Below are 21223 nucleotides of genomic sequence, written 5' to 3'. Positions count from 1 at the left end.
GGCATGAGCCCGTTGCGTCAGCGCTTCAGCGCCGCACGGGCGCGCTCGATCAGCGCCGTGGTCGACGAGTCGTGCTTCGCCGGATCGACCGATCCGGCCGACAGATCGGCTTCCACCACCTTGCCGAGAATCTTGCCGAGCTCGACGCCCCACTGGTCGAACGGATTGATGTCCCACACCGTTGCCTGCACGAGCACCTTGTGTTCGTAAAGCGCGATCAGCGCGCCGAGCGTACGCGGCGTCAGCGCATCGACGAGCAGCGTCGTGGTCGGGCGGTTGCCGGGGAACGTCAGGTGCGGCGCGAGCGCTTCCTTGCCCGGCCCGGCGACCTTGAGCGCTTCTTCGAGCGTGCGGCCGAGCATCAGCGCTTCGCTCTGCGCGAAGCAGTTCGCGAGCAGTTTCGGATGATGGCTCGCGAGCAGATGCTCGGGCGTCAACACCGCGATGAAGTCGATCGGCACGATCGTCGGCCCCTGGTGCAGCATCTGGAAGAACGCGTGCTGGCCGTTGGTGCCCGGCTCGCCCCACGTGACGGCCGACGTCGGGTAATCGACGAACGTGCCGTCCAGGCGCGCGGATTTGCCGTTGCTCTCCATTTCGAGCTGCTGCAGGTACGACGGCAGGTAGTGCAGCGCTTCCGAGTACGGCGCGACGAGATAGCTCTGCGACCCGAAGAAATTCCGGTACCAGATGCCGATCAGGCCGAGCAGCACCGGCAGGTTGCGTTCCAGCGGCGCTTCGCGGAAATGGCGGTCCATGTCGTTCGCGCCGGCCAGCAGCTCGTCGAACTGCTCGGGGCCGATCGCGATCATGATCGACAGGCCGACGGCCGACCACAGCGAATAGCGGCCGCCGACCCAGTCCCACATTTCGAACACGTTTTCTGCGGCGATGCCGAACTTCACGACTTCGGCCGGGTTCGCCGACACGCCGACGAAGTGCTTCGACAGCGCGTCCTCCGGGCAGCCGCGCGCGACGAACCAGTCGCGCAGCGAGCGGGCGTTCGTCATCGTCTCGAGCGTCGTGAAGGTCTTCGACACGATGATCGCGAGCGTTTCTTCGGGATCGACCTGTTCGAGCACGCGCGCGAGATCGGCGCCGTCGACGTTCGACACGAAGTGGGTCGAGATGTCCGGCGTCGCGACGTGATGCAGTGCATGCACGACCATCTTCGGCCCGAGATCGGAGCCGCCGATGCCGATGTTGATCACGTGACGGATGCGCTTGCCCGTATAGCCCGTCCACGTGCCGCTGCGCACGGCGCGCGCGAAGGTCGCCATCTTCGCGCGCTCGGCGCTCACCTGCGCGTGGAACGGCGCTTGCGGGTCGGTCGCGCGCAGTGCGGTGTGCAGCGCGGCGCGGCCTTCGGTCGGGTTGACGATTTCGCCCGCGAACATCGCGTCGCGGCGCGCTTCGACGCCCGCGTCGCGTGCGAGCTGCACGAGCAGGCGCAGCGTGTCGTCGTTGATGCGGTTCTTCGAGAAATCGGCCGCGAGGCCGCCGCCCGGAATCGTGAAGCGTTCGGCGCGAGTCGGCGCGTGGTCGTTTTCCGGCGCGAACCAGTCGCGCAGGCGAGCGTGACGGATCTGTTCGAAGTGGGATTGAAGGGCAGTCCAGGCGGGGAGCGAATTCAGCGTCATGGCGGTTCGAGTGAAGCGTGAATCGGGAGGAATGCCGCGCCGGCTCATCGGGATCGGAAGGCCGGCGGACGAGAAGGCCCGCCGTGCGGCGGGGCAGTCAGTATAGCGGCGTTACGTGTCGGCGCGCGGCGACGGATAAAAAAGGCGATTGATCAGCGTGCGCACCATCGGCGCGAGCTCGCCGGCCGTGAGCCCGGCCGGGCCGGTGCCGTTCGCGGTCAGCGTGTCGGCCGCGAGGCCGTGCAGGTAGACACCCGCGAGCGCCGCTTCGTACGGCGCGACGCGCTGTGCGAGCAGTGCGCCGATCAGGCCGCCGAGCACGTCGCCGGTGCCGCCGGTGGCGAGCGCCGCGTTGCCGGTCGGGTTGATCGTCACGTGGCCGTCGGGTGCCGCAATCGCCGTGCCTGAGCCTTTCAGCACGACGATCGCCGCATAACGTGCCGCGAGCGCCTGCGCGGCCGCGATGCGGTCGTGCTGCACCGCCGCCGTGTCGCTGCCGAGCAGGCGGGCGGCTTCGAGCGGATGCGGCGTCAGCACGCACGGATTGCCGCGCGCGCCGCGTGCGGCGACGGCGGCCGCGAGGTCGGCGTGCGTCGCGACGAGGTTCAGCGCGTCGGCATCGAGCAGCGTCACGGCGTCGTGCGCGAGCACGTCGCGTACGAGCGTCGCCGCGGCTTCGCGCGTGCCGAGCCCGCAGCCGGCCGCGATCGCGGTCATCGCGCCGAGATCGAGGGTATCGGCCGGATGCAGCATCAGTTCGGGGAATGGCGGATCGTACGGCGGCGCGCCGGCGCCGAGGAAGCCGACGTGCACCTTGCCGGCACCGGCGAACAACGCGGCGCGTGCGGCCAGAATCGGTGCGCCGCACATGCCGGTGTCGCCGCCGAGTACCGCAAGGCTGCCGTACGTGCCCTTGTGGGATGCGAACGCGCGTGCGGGCAGCGCCGCGGCGAACCGCGCGGGCGCATTCAGCATGATGGCCGGTGCGGCGGGCGGCGCGACGTCGAGCGAGGCGATGTCGATCTCACCGGCGAGATCGCGGCCGTCGCCCGTGTAGAGGCCCGGCTTCGCGCCGATGAAGGTGAGCGTGTGGGTGGCCGTGACGGCGACGCCCGCGCCGACGATCCGGCCCGTATCGCTGTCGAGCCCGCTCGGCACGTCGAGTGCGAGCACGCGGCCACCGCCGCGTGCATGCGCGGCGATGCGCGCAGCCTGCTCGGCAAACGCGCCGTCGAGCGCGCGGCCGAGACCGATGCCGAACAGCCCGTCGACGACCCACGCGAATTCGTCCAGCGCCGCGGGCGGTGTGGCCGACAGCGGCACGCCGGCCGCGCGGGCCAGGCCGAGCGCCCATTGCGCGTCGTCCGGCCTGACCGGTACCGGCATCCACGCCTGCGTCGCGACACCGAGCTGCTGGAGCTGGGCGGCGGCCACCAGCGCGTCGCCGCCGTTGTTGCCGGGGCCGACCGCGAACCACACGGGGCGCGCGTCGCCGGCGACGCGCTCGGACAGCCAGCGCGCGGCGGCGGCGCCCGCGCGTCCCATCAGCGTGTGCGGCGGCAGCGCCGCGGTGGCGTCGGCTTCGGCCGCGCGCAGGTCGGTGACGCGCAGCAGCGCGATCGGATCGGAATCGGGAAGCGGGCGGGGAACGGTCATCGCGGGATCGTGGCGGCTGGCAAGGATGCCGCCACGGGGCGAGCCCGCGGCGGTCAGGTCGTGAAGCGGCCGGCGCTGAGCGCGGCGAGCGTGTCGGCGGGCCAGTGCTGGGCGTTGCCGCCCAGGTAGTCGGTCACCACTTTAGCAGACCCGCAAGCGAGCCCCCAGCCGGTCGGGCCATGCCCGAAATTGACGAACACACGCGGATGCGGGGTCGGACCCACGACGGGCAGGCCGTCCGGCGACAGCAGCTGCATGCCCTGCCACGACAGCGCGGCCGAAATCCTGGCGGCGCCCGGCACCCAGTCGTGGACGGCCTGGCCGAGCAGCGCGAGCGCGGCCTCGGACAGCGGCTCGGCGAGCGGTTTGGCGGTGTCGGCGAGGCTTTGCAGCACGGCGCCGCCGCCGATGCGCAGCCGCTGATGGGTACGCGTGATCGAGATCCGCTTGATTGAATCGACGACGCTCAGATGCGGCGCGTGCTCTTCGTACGCGACCGGCGCGGTCAGGGTATGGACGCGGACCGGGTGCAGCGGCAGGCGCCAGCCGAGCCGCTCGAGCAGCGGTACGCTGCCGGCGCCGGCAGCGACCACGATCGCGTCGGCGGAAATCACGTCGACCTCGCGCGCCTTGGCCGCGGTCCGCTGGCCGGACGGCGCGAGCTCGACCGCGGCGCGGCCGTTATCGACGCGGATCGCGGCGACGTCCGCGCCGAAGCGGAACTGCACGCCATGTTCGTCGAGCGTCTGCTTGACCAGTTTCGCGAACAGCGGGCAGTTGCCGGTGCGCTCGGTTTCGAGCAGCACGCCGCCGGCAAAGCCGGGCTCGGCCGGCACCGACGGTTCGAGTGCCGCGCATTCGTCGGCGGTGAGCGTGCGGTACGGCTGGTCGAGCGTGCGCAGCAGGTCGAGCGCAGGCTGCAGCGCGTCCCAGTCGCGCGGGTCGCGCACCACGTGCAGGATCCCGGGCTTCTGCTCGAACTCGAGTTCGAGGCGCGCTTCGATATCGGCGAGCGTGTCGCGCGACGCGTCGATCAGCGGGCGCAGCCGCGCGTACTGTGCGGCGAACGCGTCGGGCTCGCGCAGCCCGCCGAGCTGCTTGACGAAGCGGCGCACGCCGCCGTTGAAGCCCGGCTTGTAGACGATGCCGCTGTCGCGCGGCTGGCGCTGGCGCATGAAAGTCGGGCCGAACCAGACGTCGAGCGGGCTCGGCAGCAGCGCGCCGCCGTCGCCGTAGGTTGCACCTTGCGCGACGGTCGCGTGGCGTTCGACCACGCAGACGCGATGGCCGGCCGCGCGCAGCTGGTAGGCGGTGGCGACGCCGCTGATTCCGCCGCCGATGACGATGACATCCATGGATTGCTTCGATGACGGGCGGCGCGCACGCCGCCCGGTGAGAATTCGCTGAGGGCCCGGCCCGGTGAACCCGGAATGATAGCGCCAAAATCGCGGGAGCCGGCGTCGGGCGCGCATGCGCCGTGCGGTCGCACCGCGATGGCCGGCGCGTGGGCCCGTGCGGGCCGGCCCGGAGGGCGGCCGTGCTCGCCGCGTGCCCGAGCACCGTTGCGGTGCATGCGGACTACCGATCGGCCGGTCTTGGGCGGCCGACTTCCGGGTATAATTACGGCCTTCCTTTCGCCCCACGTCGCCACCTCGCGCGACTCATCGACGTCAGTCCAGCCCATGGCTCACTTCTCGTGTTTTCCCGGCGCTTCGGCCCTCTCCGATTTCCGTCAAACCCGTCTGCTCGACACGCTCAGGCAAATCGACGCCAACATCGTCGCGGTGCGCGGCCAGTTCCTGCACTTCGTCAATGCGGCCGAGCCGCTGGCGGCCGACGACAGCGCGCGCATCGACGCGCTGATGCACTACGGCGAGCCGTTCCAGCCGGCGGGCGAGAAGGGCACGACCGAGACCTTCGTCGTGCTGCCGCGCTTCGGCACGGTTTCGCCGTGGGCGAGCAAGGCGACCGACATCGCCCAGCACTGCGGCCTCACGCACGTGCGCCGGATCGAGCGCGGCGTCGAATTCACGGTCACGCTGAAGTCGGGCCTGCTCGGCGGCAAGAAGGCGCTGTCGGACGACGCGCGTGCAGCCGTCGTGGACGCGCTGCATGACCGGATGACCGAAAGCGTGGTCGCGGCGCGCGACGACGCGAAGCACCTGTTCGACGAGCTGCCGGCCAAGTCGCTCGAGACCGTCGACGTGCTGGGCGTTGGCCGCGGCGCGCTCGAGCGCGCGAACGTCGAGCTGGGCCTCGCGCTCGCCGACGACGAGATCGACTACCTGGTCGACGCGTTCCGCAAGCTCGAACGCAACCCGACCGACGTCGAGCTGATGATGTTCGCGCAGGCGAACAGCGAGCACTGCCGCCACAAGATCTTCAACGCGCAGTGGACGATCGACGGCGAAGCACAGGACATGTCGCTGTTCGCGATGATCCGCAACACCGAAAAGCTGAACCCGCAGGGCACGATCGTCGCGTATTCGGACAACTCGTCGATCATGGTCGGCGCCGAAGCCGAGCGCTGGTTCCCGCGCAACGCGGGCGCGGCCGGCGAGCCGGGCGAGCGCTACGGCCGTCACACCGAGCTCACGCACACGCTGATGAAGGTCGAGACGCACAACCACCCGACGGCGATCTCGCCGTTCCCGGGCGCGGCGACCGGCGCGGGCGGCGAGATTCGCGACGAAGGCGCGACGGGCCGCGGCGCGCGTCCGAAGGCCGGCCTGACGGGCTTCACCGTGTCGAACCTCGACCTGCCGGACGCCCGCCAGTCGTGGGAAAACGCACGCGACGCGGCGCAGCCGGTCGGCGAGCGCAACCCGAACGACGCGCACGGCCCGTATGGCCGCCCGGACCGCATCGCGTCGCCGCTGCAGATCATGATCGACGGCCCGCTCGGCGGCGCCGCGTTCAACAACGAATTCGGCCGGCCGAACCTCGGCGGCTACTTCCGCGTGTACGAGCAGAACGTCGGCGGGAAGGTGCATGGCTATCACAAGCCGATCATGATCGCGGGCGGCCTCGGCAACATCGCGGATCAGCATACGCACAAGCACGACGTGCCGGCCGGCTCGCTGCTGATCCAGATCGGCGGCCCCGGCATGCGGATCGGGATGGGCGGCGGCGCCGCAAGCTCGATGGCGACCGGCGCGAACACGGCCGAACTCGACTTCGACTCGGTGCAGCGCGGCAACCCGGAAATCGAGCGTCGCGCGCAGGAAGTGATCAACGGCTGCTGGCAGCTCGGCGCGGAAAACCCGATCCTGAGCATCCACGACGTCGGCGCGGGTGGCCTGTCGAACGCGTTCCCGGAAATCGTCGACGGCGCGGGCAAGGGCGCGCGCTTCGAACTGCGCAAGGTCGCGCTCGAGGAATCGGGCCTGTCGCCGCGCGAAATCTGGTCGAACGAAGCGCAGGAGCGTTACGTGCTGGCGATCGCGCCGGCCGACCTGCCGCGCTTCGAGGCAATCTGCGCACGTGAGCGCTGCCCGTTCGCGGTGGTCGGTGTCGCGACCGACGAACGCCAGCTGAAGCTCGTCGACGACGAAGCGGCGGGCGCCGACGAATACCCGGTCGACATGCCGATGGAAGTGCTGCTCGGCAAGCCGCCGCGCATGCACCGTGACGTCGCGCGCGTGGCGACCGAGCGTGCGCCGGTCGACGTGACGGGCATCGCACTGTCGGAAGTCGCGGTCGACGTGCTGAAGCACCCGACGGTCGGCAGCAAGTCGTTCCTGATCACGATCGGCGACCGTTCGGTCGGCGGCACGTCGGTGCGCGACCAGATGGTCGGCCCGTGGCAGGTGCCGGTGGCCGACTGCGCGGTCACCGCGCTCGACTACGCGGGCTTCAAGGGCGAGGCGATGACGATGGCCGAGCGCACGCCGCTCGCCGTGATCGATGCGCCGGCATCGGGCCGCATGGCCGTCGGCGAGGCAATCACGAACATCGCGAGCGCGCCGATCGCGTCGCTCGACAAGCTGAAGCTGTCGGCGAACTGGATGGCCGCGTGCGGCACGGCCGGCGAAGACGCCGCGCTGTTCGACACGGTCAAGGCGATCGGCATGGAGCTGTGCCCGGCACTCGGGATCGGCATCCCGGTCGGCAAGGACTCGCTGTCGATGAAGACGAAGTGGGACGAGCAGGGTGTCGCGAAGGAAGTGGTGTCGCCGGTGTCGCTGATCATCTCCGCGTTCGCGCCGGTCGAAGACGTGCGCCGCCACCTGACGCCGCAACTGCGCCGTGTCGCCGACGCGGGCGACAGCGTGCTGATCGCGATCGATCTCGGCCGCGGCAAGAACCGGATGGGCGGCAGCATCTTCGCGCAGGTCACGCAGCAGGTCGGCGACACGACGCCGGACGTCGACGATGCGGAAGACCTGAAGCGCTTCTTCAACGCGATCCAGTCGCTCAATACGCAAGACAAGCTGCTCGCGTACCACGACCGCTCGGACGGCGGCCTGTGGGCGACGGTGTGCGAAATGGCGTTCGCGGGCCACGCGGGCGTGTCGCTGAACGTCGACATGCTGACGCTCGACCCGAACCACGAATCCGACTACGGCGACGCGAAGGACTGGGCGAAGCAGACGAGCGGCCGTCGTGACGACCGCACGCTGCGCGCGCTGTTCTCGGAAGAACTCGGCGCCGTCGTGCAGGTGCGCGCGTCCGACCGTGACGCGGTGCTCGGCGCGCTGCGCGAGTTCGGCCTGTCGGCGTGCTCGCACGTGATCGGCTCGGTCAACGACCGCGACGTGATCGAGGTGTACCGCGACGCGAAGAAGATCTTCGATGCACCGCGTGCCGAACTCCATCGCGCATGGAGCGAAGTGAGCTGGCGCATCGCGCGCCTGCGCGACAACCCCGCCTGCGCGGATGCCGAATACGACGCGCTGCTCGACGCGGCCGATCCGGGCATCTCGCCGGTGCTGAGCTTCGATCCGGCCGACGACATCGCCGCGCCGTTCATCGCGACGGGCGCACGGCCGCGCGTTGCGATCCTGCGCGAGCAGGGCGTGAACTCGCACCTGGAAACGGCCTACGCGTTCGACCGCGCGGGCTTCGACGCCCACGACGTGCACATGAGCGACCTGCTCGCGGGCCGTGCGACGCTCGCCGATTTCGCGGGTGCGGTCGCATGCGGCGGCTTCTCGTACGGTGACGTGCTGGGCGCGGGCGAAGGCTGGGCGAAGACGATCCGTTTCAACGCGAACCTCGCCGACATGTTCTCGGCGTTCTTCGCGCGTCCGGACACGTTCGCCCTCGGCATCTGCAACGGCTGCCAGATGCTGTCGAGCATCGCGTCGATGATCCCGGGCGCGCAAGCGTGGCCGAAGTTCACGCGCAACAAGTCCGAGCAGTTCGAGGCGCGCTTCTCGTTCGTCGAAGTGGAGAAGTCGCCGTCGATCTTCTTCGCGGGGATGGAAGGCTCGCGGATTCCGGTCGCGGTCGCGCACGGCGAAGGTTATGCAGACTTCTCGCAGCAGGGCGACATCGATCGCGTCGCGATCGCGATGCGTTTCGTCGACCACCGCGGCGAAGCGACCGAGCGCTATCCGTTCAACCCGAACGGCTCGCCGGCCGGCATCACGTCGGTCACGACGGCCGACGGCCGCTTCTCGGTGCTGATGCCGCACATGGAGCGTGTGCATCGTACGGTCGCGATGAGCTGGCACCCGGAAAGCTGGGGTGAAGCAAGCCCGTGGATGCGCGTGTTCCGCAACGCGCGCCGCTGGATCGGCTGACCGGGATGATGTTCGATCCGAACGCGCCGGTCGAGGTCGTCACGCTGCGCGACGAACGCGCGAGCGAGGCCGACGCGATCGGCCGCGTGATCGTCGCCGCGTTTGCGGGCGAGCCGGAATGCGGGCAGTTCGAGCGGCGCATCGTCGAGACGCTGCGCGCGGACGGTGCGCTGAGCGTGTCGCTCGTCGCGGAGCGCGACGGGCGCATCATCGGCCACGTCGCGTTCTCGGCGGTTGCGATCGGCGGCGAGCCGGCCGGCAGCCAGCAGTGGTACGGGCTCGCGCCGCTCGCGGTGCTGCCCGATTGCCAGCGGCAGAGCATCGGCGCGGGGCTCGTGCGCACGGGGCTCGACGCGTTGCGCCGGCTCGGTGCGCGTGGTTGCGTCGTGCTCGGCGAGCCGGCGTATTACGCGCGTTTCGGGTTCGAACCGTCCGGCGACATCGTGTTTCCGGGCGTGCCGCCCGAGTATTTCCTCGCGCTGTCGTTCGATGATTCGGCCACGCTGCCGTCGGGTGACGTGCGCTATCACGACGTGTTTTATCCCGCATAGTGCGGGTGACGTCCGGTACGGAACAGGCCGCTCTTCGGAGCGGCTTTTTTATGGCACGTTTTCGCGCACCCAACGAAAAAGCCGCTCCGAAGAGCGGCTTTTCGATGCACGGGCGAGTATCGCCGGCGTTACTGAATCTTCGCCTGCTGGCGCAGACCTTCCTCGAACGCCTGCAGCTTCTGCTGCACCAGCTGTTGCGCGATTTGCGCCTTCACCTGCTCGAGCGGCGGCGGGGCGATGTCGCGGATGTCGTCGACGCGAATGATGTGCCAGCCGAACTGCGTTTTCACCGGCGTGTCGGTCATCTGGCCTTTCTGCAGCTTCTGCGCAGCCGCCGCGAATTCCGGCACGTAGGCCTTCGGGTCGGACCAGTCGAGATCGCCGCCGTTCTTGCCCGAACCCGGATCCTTCGAGTATTGCTTCGCGAGATCCTCGAACTTCGCGCCGGCCTTGATCTTCGCGATCAGGTCCTTCGCCTGCTGCTCGTTGTCGACGAGGATGTGGTGCAGGTGGTATTCGCGGTTGCCGCCGGCGCCCTTGACGAGGTCGTCGTAGCGCGCCTTCACTTCGGCGTCGGTCGGCTGGTTCTTCTTCAGGAAGCTCTCGATCATCGAGCGCAGCACGACGGTCTGTTGCGCGACTGCGACTTGCGCCTTCACGTCAGGACGGTTCGGGATGCCTTCGCGGATGGCTTCCTGCATCAGGATTTCGCGGTTCACGAGTTCCTCGCGCACGGCCTGCTGCAGTTTCGGGCCATCGGCCTGACCTTGCTGGACGAGCTGCGCGACCATCGCGTCGGCGCGCGACTTCGGAATCGGCGTGCCGTTCACGACGGCGATGTTCTGGGCGAATGCCGGTGCCGCTGCAAAAGCAGCCGCCGCGACCCACAGGCGGGGGGATTTCAGGATCATCGGGAATTCCTAATGAGACTAGATTGAAGATTCGTTGAATTCTTCGGGCGTGTAAGCCACGATCGCGAGCGCGTGAATGCCGCGCTGCATCGCATCAGCGAGCGCATCATACACCAGCCGGTGCCGCGCGACGCGCGGCTTGCCGGCGAATGCGGCCGACACGATCGTGACCGTGAAATGGCCGCCGGCGGCCGCGCCGGCGTGGCCCGCGTGCTGCGCGCTGTCGTCGCGCACGGTGAGCGACAGCGGCGCGAGCGACGCTGTGAGGCGCGCTTCGATCAGCGCGACGCGTTCGCCGGTCGAGGCGTTGAGAAAGGCGTCCGTCATGTCACTCGTCCTTCAGGTATTTCGTGAGCCACAGGCTCTGCAGGATGATGAATACGACCATCGCGCCCGTCGTACCGAACAGCTTGAAGTTCACCCATTGCGATTCGGTGAAGTTGTGCACCACGTACAGGTTCGCGACGCCGAGCACCGCGAAGAACAGCGCCCATGCAACATTCAGCTTGTCCCACACGGGGGACGGCAGCGTGAGCTGCTTGCCCATCATCTTCTCGATCAGGTTCTTGCTGAACGCATAACGCGCGGCGAGCAACCCGATCGCAAACAACCAGTACAGCACAGTCGGTTTCCATTGAATGAATTTCTCGTCATGCAGGACGAGGGTGGCGCCACCGAATACGACGATCACGCCGAGGCTGACCCACAGCATCGTGTCGACCTTCCGGTGCCGGAAGGCGACCCAGGCGACCTGGGCCAGCGTCGCGATGATCGCGACCGCGGTGGCGGTGAAGATGCCCCAGACCTTGAAGGCGACAAAAAACAGGATGATCGGAAACAGATCGAACAGGAATTTCATGGCGCTCGCAGCTGCGTGAAAGGCCGCTTGAGCGGCCTTTCACCGTTGTAGGGACCCGCCAGGCATCGCCGTCGCGGATCGTCGGGGCGGTCCGGCCCGAGGCTGACCGCCCGGCAGATCCGCCCGGCGCCGCTCATTCGTTTTCGGGTCGGGACTCGAAGTTTAACGCAGCCGAATTGATGCAGTACCGCAAACCGGTCTGGTCGCGCGGGCCGTCCTCGAAGACGTGGCCCAGATGCGCGCCGCAGTGGTTGCAGCGCACCTCGACGCGCACCATCCCGTGCGAGTAGTCGACCTTCTCGTCGATCACCTCGCCGTTGAGCGGCTTGAAGTAGCTGGGCCAGCCGCAGCCCGAGTGGAATTTGGAACCGGATTCGAACAGCGGCGTGCTGCAGACGACGCATTTGTAGATGCCGGCGTCTTCCGTGTCGGTGTATTCGCCGGTGAATGCGCGCTCGGTCGCCGCATGCTGCGTGACCTCGTACTGCATCGGCGTGAGCCGGCGGCGCAGGTCGGCGTCGTCCTTCTGGTACGGGAAGGTTTTGTCGTCGGAATCGTGGGACATGTGGGGTTCTCCTGATCGGTCGGTCGATACGCGCGGGTTGCGGGCTCAGGACGAGCAGCTCACTTCGAGCGACCCGGCCCAGTCGGGCGGCAACGCCGCGTACGCTTCATGCTCGGGTTGTTCGTCGAACGGGCGGCGCAGGATCTGCGCGAGCCGTTCGACTTCCGAAAAATCCTTTTCCTTCGCGCGCCGGATCGCGACTTCGGCCAGATGGTTGCGAAGCACGTATTTCGGGTTCACGCGATTCATCGCGTCCGCGCGGGCCGCGTCGTCGCGCATTTCCTCGGACAGCCGCGCGCGGTAGAGGTTCGCCCACGCATCGAACGCTTCGCGGTCGATGAACAGGTCGCGCACCGGGGCGTCGCGGCTCGCGTCGTGCTTCGAGATCTGTGCGAGGCGGCGGAACGTCAGCGTGAAATCCGCATGGCTCGCGTGCATCGTCTCGAGCAGCTTGTTCGCGAGTTCGGCGTCGCTCTCGCGTTCGAGCTCGAGGCCGAGCTTCGCGCGCATCGCGCGTTCGAGCGCGGGGCCGAAACGTTCCGGGAATTTCGCGAGCACGGCCTGTGCGTCGTCCACTGCGCGCTCGGCACGCGCGTCGTCGTCGGCGATGTCGTGCTGCAGCCCGATCAGCGGCAGCAGCGCTTGCGCGAGGCAGTAGCAGTTCCAGTGCGCGATGCGCGGCTGCATCCGGTACGCATAGCGGCCTTTGTTGTCCGAGTGGTTGCAGATGTGGTTCGCATCGAACGCGTCGACGAAGCCGAACGGGCCGTAGTCGATCGTCACGCCGAGGATCGACATGTTGTCGGTGTTCATCACGCCGTGGCAAAAGCCGACGGCCTGCCACTGCGCGACGAGGTCGGCCGTGCGCAGCGTCGCGGCTTCGAGCAGCGCGAGGTACGGATCGTCCGCGTCGCGGCATTCGGGATAGAAGCGGTCGATCACGTGATCGGCGAGCTGGCGCAGCAGGTCGGGGCGATCGTTCGAGAAGAAGTGCTCGAAGTGGCCGAAGCGCACGAAGCTTTCCGACACGCGCGTGACGACGGCCGACGTCTCGATTTCCTCGCGGACCACCGGCTGATCGGAGCCGATCACCGTCAGCGCGCGCGTGGTCGGGATGCCGAGGTGATGCATCGCTTCCGAGCACAGGAATTCGCGGATCGACGAGCGCAACACCGCGCGGCCGTCGCCCATCCGCGAGTACGGCGTGCGGCCGCTGCCTTTCAATTGCAGTTCGTAGCGGCGGCCGTCGGTGCCGGTGCGCTCGCCGATCGTCAGCGCGCGGCCGTCGCCGAGCTGGCCGGCCCATACGCCGAACTGGTGGCCGGAATACACCGACGCGTACGGCATCGCGTGCGCGGGCCAGTCGCGCGTCGGGTTGCCGGCGAACAGCTCGGCGAAGCCGGGCTGCGCGGCGATCGACGGCGGCAGGTCGAGCCGCTGCGCGACTTCGTCGGAGAACCCGACGACGTACGGCGCGGCAAGCGGCGCGGCCGGCAGCCGCGTATGAAACGCATCGCCGAGCGTGACGAACGCGCCTGCGGCGGGCGCGCCGAGCGTGGCGGCGAGGTCGGGGAGGGTGTCAGCCGCATCGGCTGCGCTTCGGGAAAACGACATGTTGAGCGCCTCTGGGTAAGCCGATATTGTAAGGCGGCGCCGCGCCGCCCGCATGGTGGCGCGCGCGCCGTGCGCCACGCCCGTCCGGGGCCGCTGACGGGCGCGCCGCAGAGGCTGGTCACCGATTCGCATCCTCACGGAGAACAAGACGATGGGTAAGCCGTTGCTGGGCCAGATGATGGACATGCCGTTGCTGGTGTCCTCGCTGATTTCGCATGCCGCGCGGCACGCCGGCGACACGGAAATCGTGTCGAAGCGCGTGGAAGGCGACCTGCATCGCTATACGTACCGCGATTGCGAACGCCGCGCGAAGCAACTGGCGCAGGCGCTTGCGCGGCTCGGCGTCGAAACCGGCGACCGCGTTGGCACGCTGGCGTGGAACGGCTACCGTCATCTGGAGGCGTACTACGGGATCGGCGGGATGGGCGCTGTCTGCCACACGATCAACCCGCGCCTGTTCCCCGAGCAGATCGCGTACATCGTCAATCACGCGGAAGACCGCTACGTCTTCTTCGACATCAATTTCGCGCCGCTCGTCGACGCCATCGCACCGCAGTGCCCGCACGTGAAGGGCTGGGTCGCGATGACCGATGCCGCGCACCTGCCGTCGGGCGCGACGCCCTATCTCTGCTATGAAACGCTTGTCGAGGCCGAGGACGGCCGCTACGACTGGCCGCGCCTCGACGAGCAGCAGGCGTCGGGGCTCTGCTACACGTCCGGCACGACCGGCAACCCGAAGGGCGTGCTGTATTCGCACCGCTCGACGGTGCTGCACGCGTACGGCGCCGCGCTGCCCGACGCGATGAACCTGTCCGCGATGGACGCCGTGCTGCCCGTCGTGCCGATGTTCCACGTCAACGCGTGGGGGCTGCCGTATGCGGTGCCGTTGACCGGCGGCAAGCTCGTGCTGCCCGGCAAGGATCTCGACGGCAAATCGCTGTACGAGCTGATGGAGGCCGAACGCGTGACGTTCTCCGCGGGCGTGCCGACCGTGTGGCTCGGGCTGCTCAACTACATGCGCGAAGCCGGCGTGCGCTTCTCGACGCTGAATCGCACGGTGATCGGCGGCTCGGCGTGCCCGCCCGCGATGCTGCGCACGTTCGAGGACGAATACGGCGTGCGCGTGATCCATGCATGGGGAATGACCGAGCTGTCGCCGCTCGGCACGCTCGCGAAGCTCAACTGGGCGCAGTCGCAGCGGCCGCTCGACGCGCAGCGCCGGCTGCTCGAGAAACAGGGGCGCGTGATCTGCGGCGTCGACATGCGCATCGTCGGCGAGGACGGCCAGGAACTGCCGTGGGACGGCGTTGCGTTCGGCGAACTGCAGGTGCGCGGGCCGTGGGTGATCGACCACTACTTTCGCGGCAATGAATCGCCGCTGTCGGACGGCTGGTTCCCGACCGGCGACGTCGCGACGATCGATCCCGACGGCTTCCTGCAGATCACCGACCGCAGCAAGGACGTGATCAAGTCGGGCGGCGAATGGATCAGCTCGATCGACATCGAGAACGTCGCGATTGCCCACCCGGGTGTGGCCGAAGCCGCGTGCATCGCCTGTGCTCACCCGAAATGGACCGAGCGCCCGCTGCTCGTCGTGGTGCCGCGCGAAGGCGCGAACCTGAACCGCGACACGCTGCTCGCGTTCTATGAAGGCAAGGTCGCGAAATGGTGGATCCCCGACGACGTCGTGTTCGTCGAATCGCTGCCGCACACCGCGACCGGCAAGCTGCAGAAGCTGAAGCTGCGCGAGACGTTCCGCGACTACGTGTTGCCGACGGCGGTGTGCGAGCCGTAAGCGTGGCACCCGGGCCGGCGACGGCCCGCGAACCGGTCGCCCGATCCGTCCCCGGATCGGCAACAAAATTCAAATTGAACGACCGTGCTTTTTCGTTGTATGCTGCCTCAGTTCATCCGGACATGCGGCTGTTCGACCGCGCACAATGAAGCGCAGCCACCCCGGCGCGCGATGCATGGAGGCAGGCAGATGGCAGTGGATTACTCGACTCGCGACGGCGTGGCCGTCATTACGCTCAACAATCCGCCCGTCAACGGGCTTGGCCTGTCGACCCGCCAGGGCGTCATGGACGCGCTCGATCGCGCCGCGCAGGATCCGTCGGTCGCGGCCATCGTGCTGACCGGCGCGGGCCGCGCGTTCTCGGGCGGTGCGGATATCACCGAATTCAATACGCCGAAGGCGCTGCAGGAGCCGACGCTGCACACCGTGATCCACGCGGTGGAGGCAAGCGCGAAGCCCGTCGTCGCCGCGCTGCACAGCGTCGTGATGGGCGGTGGCCTCGAGCTTGCGCTCGGCGCGCACTACCGCGTCGCGGCGCCCGGCGCGCAGGTCGCGCTGCCCGAAGTGAAGCTCGGCCTGCTGCCGGGCGCGGGCGGCACGCAGCGCCTGCCGCGCGCGGTGGGGCTCGAAACCGCACTGAACATGATCGTGTCGGGCGCGCCGGTGCTGTCTGAACACCTTGCGAAAAGCGGGCTGTTCGATGCAATGGCCGACGGCGACCTGCTCGACGCGGCTGTCGCGTTTGCCCAGAAGGCCGGCGCGCAGAAGGGGCCGCATCCGCGCGTGCGCGATCGCAAGATCGTCCACGACAACGCCGCAGGCTTCATCCAGTTCGCGCGCAATTCCGCGCAGGCCGCCGCACCGAATTTCCCCGCGCCGCACAAGTGTATCGACGCGATCGAGGCCGGCGTGCTGAACGGCTTCGACAAGGGCAGCATCGCGGAGCGCGAGGGTTTCGTCGCGCTGATGATGACGCCGGAAAGCCGTGCGTTGCGCCACGCGTTCTTCGGCGAGCGTGCGGCGAGCAAGATTCCCGACGTGCCGTCCGACACGCCGCTGCGCGAGATCCGTCGCGTCGGCGTGATCGGTGCGGGCACGATGGGCGGCGGAATCGCGATGAACTTCATCAACGCGGGTCTGCACGTCACGCTGCTCGAGACGAAGCAGGACGCGCTCGAGCGCGGCATCGCGACGATCCGCAAGAACTACGACGCGCAGGTGAAGAAGGGCAAGCTCACGCAGGAGAAGCTCGACGCGCGCATGGCGCTGATCGCGCCGACGCTGTCCTACGACGACCTCAAGGATGCCGACCTGATCGTCGAAGCCGTGTTCGAGGAACTCGGCGTGAAGGAGCAGGTGTTCAAGAAGCTCGACGAAGTCGCAAAGGCGGGCGCGATCCTCGCGTCCAATACATCGACGCTCGACGTCGACAGGATCGCGGCGTTCACGAAGCGCCCGCAGGACGTCGTCGGCATGCACTTCTTCAGCCCGGCGAACGTGATGAAGCTGCTCGAGGTCGTGCGCGGCGCGCAGACCGCGAAGGACGTGCTCGCGACCGTGATGGCCGTCGCGAAGAAGATCCGCAAGACGGCGGTCGTGTCCGGCGTGTGCGACGGCTTCATCGGCAACCGGATGATCGAGCAGTACATCCGCCAGGCGCTGTTCATGCTCGAGGAAGGCGCATTGCCCGCGCAGGTCGATCGCGCGATCGAGAAGTTCGGGTTCGCGATGGGGCCGTTCCGGATGAGCGACCTCGCCGGCAACGACATCGGCTGGGCGATCCGCAAGCGCCGCTATGTCGAGAAGCCCGATCTGCAGTACTCGAAGATTGCCGACCGCCTGTGCGAACAGGGCCGTTTCGGCCAGAAGACGGGCGCCGGCTGGTACGACTACGTGCCGGGCGATCGCAAGGCGAAGCCGTCGTCGCTGGTCGACGAGATGGTCGTCGCGTATTCGAAGGAGCGCGGCGTCGAGCGACGCAAGATCGGCGACGACGAGATCGTCGAGCGGCTGGTGCTCGCGCTCGTCAACGAAGGCGCGAAGATCCTCGAAGAGAAGATCGCGTCGAAGGCGTCCGACATCGACATGGTCTACCTGACCGGCTATGGCTTCCCGCTGTGGCGCGGCGGCCCGATGCTGTACGCGGACGTGGTCGGCCTCTACAACGTCGAGCGCGCGATTCGCCGCTACGCGGCCGCGCCGAACGGCGACGCATGGCAGCTCGCGCCGTCGATCGCGGAACTGGCGAAAGCCGGCCGCGGGTTCAACGGCTGACGACGCTGCATGGCGGCGCGACCGATCCTGTCTGGAGACACGCAATGAAACGCACCGACGACGTCCTGCTCGTGATCGACGTGCAATACGACTTCATGCCGGGCGGCGCGCTCGCGGTGCCGGACGGCGATGCGGTCGTCCCCGTGATCAACGCGCTCGCACAGCGCTTCGACCAGGTCGTGCTCACGCAGGACTGGCACCCGCGCGAGCACGTGTCGTTCGCTGCGAACCATCCGGGCCGCGAGCCGTTTTCCACGCTCGCGCTGCCGTACGGCGAGCAGGTGCTGTGGCCCGTGCATTGCGTGCAGGACACTGAAGGTGCAGCGCTGCATCGCGACCTCGACATCCCGCACGCGCGGCTCGTGATCCGCAAGGGCGGCGACGCGCAGGTCGACAGCTATTCCGCGTTCGTCGAAGCCGACCGCACGACGCGCACCGGGCTCGCGGGCTACCTGCGCGAACTCGGCGCGAAGCGCGTGTGGTGCTGCGGGCTCGCGACCGACTATTGCGTTGCGTGGTCGGCGCTCGATGCGCGCGCGGCCGGTTTCGACGCCGCGGTGATCAACGATGCGTGCCGTGCGATCGACCTGAACGGGTCGCTCGCGCACGCATGGCAGCAGATGCAGGCAGCGGGCGTCGCACATGTGACGTCCGCGGGCGCGCGCCCGGCGGCGTAGCGCATTTCCCATCCGATTCAGGGTCTGTTTACATATTTGAAGCAGGACCGAAGGAGACTCGCATGACCGAAGCCGTAATCGTATCGACCGCACGCACGCCGCTGGCGAAATCCTGGCGTGGCGCATTCAACATGACGCACGGCGCGACGCTCGGCGGCCACGTGGTCGCGGCCGCGCTCGAACGCGCGAAGCTCGACCCCGCACGCGTCGAGGACGTGATCATGGGCTGCGCGAACCCCGAAGGCGCGACCGGTGCGAACATCGCACGGCAGATCGCGCTGCGTGCGGGGCTGCCCGTGACCGTGCCGGGGATGACGGTGAACCGTTTCTGTTCGTCGGGGCTGCAGACCATCGCACTGGCCGCGCAGCGGATCATCGCGGGCGAAGGCGAGGTCTATGTCGCGGGCGGCGTCGAATCGATCTCGTGCGTGCAGAACGAGATGAATCGGCACATGGTCCAGGAGGGCTGGCTCGTCCAGCACAAGCCGGAGATCTACTGGAACATGTTGCAGACGGCCGAGAACGTCGCGAAGCGCTACGGCATCTCGAAGGAGCGGCAGGACGAATACGGCGTGCAGTCGCAACTGCGCGCCGCGGCCGCACAGGAAGCCGGGCGTTTCCGCGACGAAATCGTGCCGATCACCGTGCTCGCGGGCATTGCCGACAAGGCGACGGGCCGCCTGTTCACGAAGGAAGTGACGGTATCGGCCGACGAAGGCATTCGCCCCGACACGACGCTCGAAGGCGTGTCGAAGATCCGTTCGGCCGTGCCGGGCGGCGTGATCACCGCCGGTAACGCGAGCCAGTTCTCGGACGGCGCGTCGGCATGCGTCGTGATGAGCGCCGAGGCCGCGCAGCGCGAAGGGCTGCAGCCGCTGGGCGTGTTCCGCGGCTTCGCGGTGGCCGGTTGCGAGCCCGACGAGATGGGCATCGGCCCCGTGTTCGCGGTGCCGAAGCTGCTGAAGCAGGCGGGGCTGAAGGTCGACGACATCGGCCTGTGGGAGCTGAACGAGGCGTTCGCGGTGCAGGTGCTGTATTGCCGCGACACGCTCGGGATTCCTGAGGACCGGCTGAACGTGAACGGCGGCGCGATCGCGGTCGGCCATCCGTACGGCGTGTCGGGCGCGCGCCTGACGGGCCATGCGTTGATCGAAGGCAAGCGGCGCGGCGTGAAGTACGTGGTCGTCACGATGTGCATCGGCGGCGGGCAGGGTGCGGCCGGCTTGTTCGAAATCCTCTGATCATTGACCGGTGGCGGCCACGGGCGCGCTTCGGCGACGCCCGCGGCCGCGACGTGAATCGGCGCGACTGAACCGCAATTCGAAACGGTCGGGAAGCAAAAGGCATGTGCCCGGCAATGCCGTTTCCCCTTACTTGTCAAACGAATTGCCCCACCTATACTTGCTCTGACATTTGCCTTTCGGCACGATGGGCCGGAGCGCGCATCGCGCGATCCGTGCCGCGAAGGTTCGAACCAACGCAGCAGACCGACCGGGGACCGAATGAGTACGACTTATGCAGCCGGGGAACCGCCGCGCGTCGTCAGCGCGGCCGCGAGGCTCTACGCGAAATGCCTGCTGGTCGGATTCGCGTTGCTGCCTGCGTATCTGATTGCCTATCTGTGGTTCTTCAGCGACCCGCACGTCGTGTTCGAGAGCCACGCATTCCATGAAATTGCGATCGCGGCCGCGACCCTCGAAGGCGCGTTCGTCACCTACGTGACGTGGGTGTGCTACCGGTCGTCCGGCGAGCCGCTGCTGCGCTGGCTGACGCTCGGCTTTCTCGGCTTCGCGATGATCTATGCGCTGCACGGTGCGTTCACCGGGATGGCGCACCACAATATCTGGCTGTTCCTGCTGTACGGGCCCGCGTCGCGGCTCGTGATGTCGATCCTGTTGCTGACGGGCCTGCTGTCGTATTCGCGTCCGCCCGACCGGATCGAGAAGCGCACGAGCGTGCGGACGTGGCTGCCGTGGATCGTGTTCTTCGTGATCGTCAACGTCGTCGTTGCCTACATTGCGTATTCGCCGATCGCCGGCGCGCTGGGGACGCGGCTGTCGATGGAAGGCGGCGCGCTCGTGTTCTCGCTGCTGAACGTGTGCCTGCTGCTCGCGCGGCGGATCCGTTCGCCGCTGATGGTGATCTACGGCGTGTCGATCATGGCGTTCGCGCTGTCGTCGCTCGCGTTCATTCTCGGCAAGCCGTGGAATCACATGTGGTGGCTGGCGCACGCGATTTTCGCGGGCGGCTTCTTCCTGCTCAGCTACGGCGTCGTGCAGGCGCTGCAGACGACGCGCTCGTTCTCGGCGATCTACAGCCAGGAAGACCTGATGAGCCGGCTGGCGGAATCGATGTCGCGCACCGAGAGCGCGTTGCAGGAACTGCGACGCACGAACCAGAAGCTCGAGTACATGGCCGCGACCGATCCGATGACGGGCGCGTCGAACCGCCGGCAGTTCATCGCGCAGGTCGAGCGCGAGATAGTGCGGGCCGAACGCGACGGCACGCCGTTCTGCCTGCTCGCACTCGATCTCGACAATTTCAAGAACATCAACGATGCCTACGGGCACCAGATCGGCGACGAGGTGCTGCGCGGCGTCGTGCGCCAGTGCCTCGAGGCGATCCGGCCGGCGGGCGGGCTCGCGCGGGTCGGCGGCGAGGAGTTCATGGCGTTGCTGCCGGACATGCCGCTCGAAGGCGCGCGGATGACGGCCGAGCGCGTGCGTTCGTCGATCGCGAGTTCGCCGTTCGGGCTGGACTTCAAGCGCGTGCAGGTGACGGTCAGCGTCGGCGTCGCGCAATACGGCGTCGACGGCAGCACGGTCGATGCGTTGCTGAGGGTGGTCGACGAGCGGTTGTACGCGGCGAAGCGGGAGGGGCGCAACCGCGTGGTGTCGCGGTAGTCCGGTTTCAGCCGAAGCCCCGGAGGCGGCA

The 21223-nt window shown here is 68.2% G+C and carries 15 protein-coding genes; 7 read left to right on the top strand and 8 right to left on the bottom strand.

The annotated features are described in order from the left end of the window. Positions 1–17: 17 nt before the first annotated feature. The 3 genes from pgi to BLA15945_RS17380 all read right to left on the bottom strand — a co-directional run bounded on the left by pgi (position 18) and on the right by BLA15945_RS17380 (position 4651). Entirely contained in the window at positions 18–1640 is a 1623-nt protein-coding gene (pgi, locus tag BLA15945_RS17390; protein ID WP_059233931.1) for a glucose-6-phosphate isomerase, read from the bottom strand. A gap of 111 nt (positions 1641–1751) precedes the next feature. Then, entirely contained in the window at positions 1752–3296 is a 1545-nt protein-coding gene (locus tag BLA15945_RS17385; RefSeq protein ID WP_174993002.1) for an NAD(P)H-hydrate dehydratase, read from the bottom strand. A gap of 53 nt (positions 3297–3349) precedes the next feature. Further along, on the bottom strand, positions 3350–4651 hold the full coding sequence (locus tag BLA15945_RS17380) for an FAD-dependent oxidoreductase (RefSeq protein WP_059233933.1): 1302 nt from the start codon (positions 4649–4651) through the stop codon (positions 3350–3352). A gap of 327 nt (positions 4652–4978) precedes the next feature. Here BLA15945_RS17380 and purL point away from each other — a divergent pair, with 327 nt between their 5' ends. After that, positions 4979–9043: a phosphoribosylformylglycinamidine synthase gene (gene purL / locus BLA15945_RS17375; protein WP_174993001.1), complete on the top strand. Its 4065-nt coding sequence runs from the start codon at positions 4979–4981 to the stop codon at positions 9041–9043. Between the two features lie 5 nt (positions 9044–9048). Further along, positions 9049–9594 carry a GNAT family N-acetyltransferase gene (locus tag BLA15945_RS17370; RefSeq protein WP_174993054.1) on the top strand — a complete coding sequence of 182 codons (546 nt, stop codon included), beginning with the start codon at positions 9049–9051 and terminating at the stop codon, positions 9592–9594. Positions 9595–9722: 128 nt separating this feature from the next. Here the strand turns inward: BLA15945_RS17370 and BLA15945_RS17365 are convergent, their stop codons facing one another. From BLA15945_RS17365 to BLA15945_RS17345, 5 genes are all read right to left on the bottom strand, one after another. Continuing rightward, positions 9723–10505, bottom strand: a complete 783-nt coding sequence (locus BLA15945_RS17365) for a peptidylprolyl isomerase (protein ID WP_059233935.1) — start codon at positions 10503–10505, stop codon at positions 9723–9725. A gap of 18 nt (positions 10506–10523) precedes the next feature. Further along, the gene (locus tag BLA15945_RS17360) at positions 10524–10832 is read right to left on the bottom strand and encodes a BolA family protein (RefSeq protein WP_059233936.1); all 309 of its coding nucleotides are present in this window, start codon (positions 10830–10832) and stop codon (positions 10524–10526) included. A 1-nt stretch (position 10833) separates the two neighbouring features. Then, positions 10834–11364, bottom strand: a complete 531-nt coding sequence (locus tag BLA15945_RS17355; protein WP_059233937.1) for a septation protein A — start codon at positions 11362–11364, stop codon at positions 10834–10836. A gap of 133 nt (positions 11365–11497) precedes the next feature. Then, a complete protein-coding gene (gene msrB, locus BLA15945_RS17350) occupies positions 11498–11929 on the bottom strand; it encodes a peptide-methionine (R)-S-oxide reductase MsrB (RefSeq protein WP_059233938.1) in 432 nt (143 codons plus the stop codon). Positions 11930–11974: 45 nt separating this feature from the next. Then, positions 11975–13543 carry a protein adenylyltransferase SelO gene (locus BLA15945_RS17345; protein ID WP_174993000.1) on the bottom strand — a complete coding sequence of 523 codons (1569 nt, stop codon included), beginning with the start codon at positions 13541–13543 and terminating at the stop codon, positions 11975–11977. 151 nt (positions 13544–13694) lie between these two features. On the opposite strand from BLA15945_RS17345, the gene BLA15945_RS17340 reads away from it, so the two are divergent. The 5 genes from BLA15945_RS17340 (at position 13695) to BLA15945_RS17320 (ending at position 21192) form a co-directional block, all read left to right on the top strand. After that, positions 13695–15338 carry a 3-(methylthio)propionyl-CoA ligase gene (locus BLA15945_RS17340; RefSeq protein ID WP_174992999.1) on the top strand — a complete coding sequence of 548 codons (1644 nt, stop codon included), beginning with the start codon at positions 13695–13697 and terminating at the stop codon, positions 15336–15338. Positions 15339–15527: 189 nt separating this feature from the next. Beyond that, a complete protein-coding gene (locus BLA15945_RS17335) occupies positions 15528–17612 on the top strand; it encodes a 3-hydroxyacyl-CoA dehydrogenase NAD-binding domain-containing protein (RefSeq protein ID WP_174992998.1) in 2085 nt (694 codons plus the stop codon). 44 nt (positions 17613–17656) lie between these two features. Further along, on the top strand, positions 17657–18289 hold the full coding sequence (gene pncA, locus BLA15945_RS17330; RefSeq protein WP_059233942.1) for a bifunctional nicotinamidase/pyrazinamidase: 633 nt from the start codon (positions 17657–17659) through the stop codon (positions 18287–18289). A gap of 62 nt (positions 18290–18351) precedes the next feature. Then, on the top strand, positions 18352–19530 hold the full coding sequence (locus tag BLA15945_RS17325) for an acetyl-CoA C-acyltransferase (protein ID WP_174992997.1): 1179 nt from the start codon (positions 18352–18354) through the stop codon (positions 19528–19530). A 261-nt stretch (positions 19531–19791) separates the two neighbouring features. Continuing rightward, complete coding sequence (locus BLA15945_RS17320) at positions 19792–21192, top strand: GGDEF domain-containing protein (RefSeq protein WP_059233944.1); 1401 nt, start codon at positions 19792–19794, stop codon at positions 21190–21192. The last annotated feature ends 31 nt before the right edge of the window (positions 21193–21223 follow it).

It is taken from the genome of Burkholderia arboris (assembly GCF_902499125.1).
GTDB lineage: Bacteria > Pseudomonadota > Gammaproteobacteria > Burkholderiales > Burkholderiaceae > Burkholderia > Burkholderia arboris.
The sequence above is the reverse complement of the archived record's forward strand: the minus strand, read 5'-3'. Positions and strand labels throughout refer to the sequence as shown.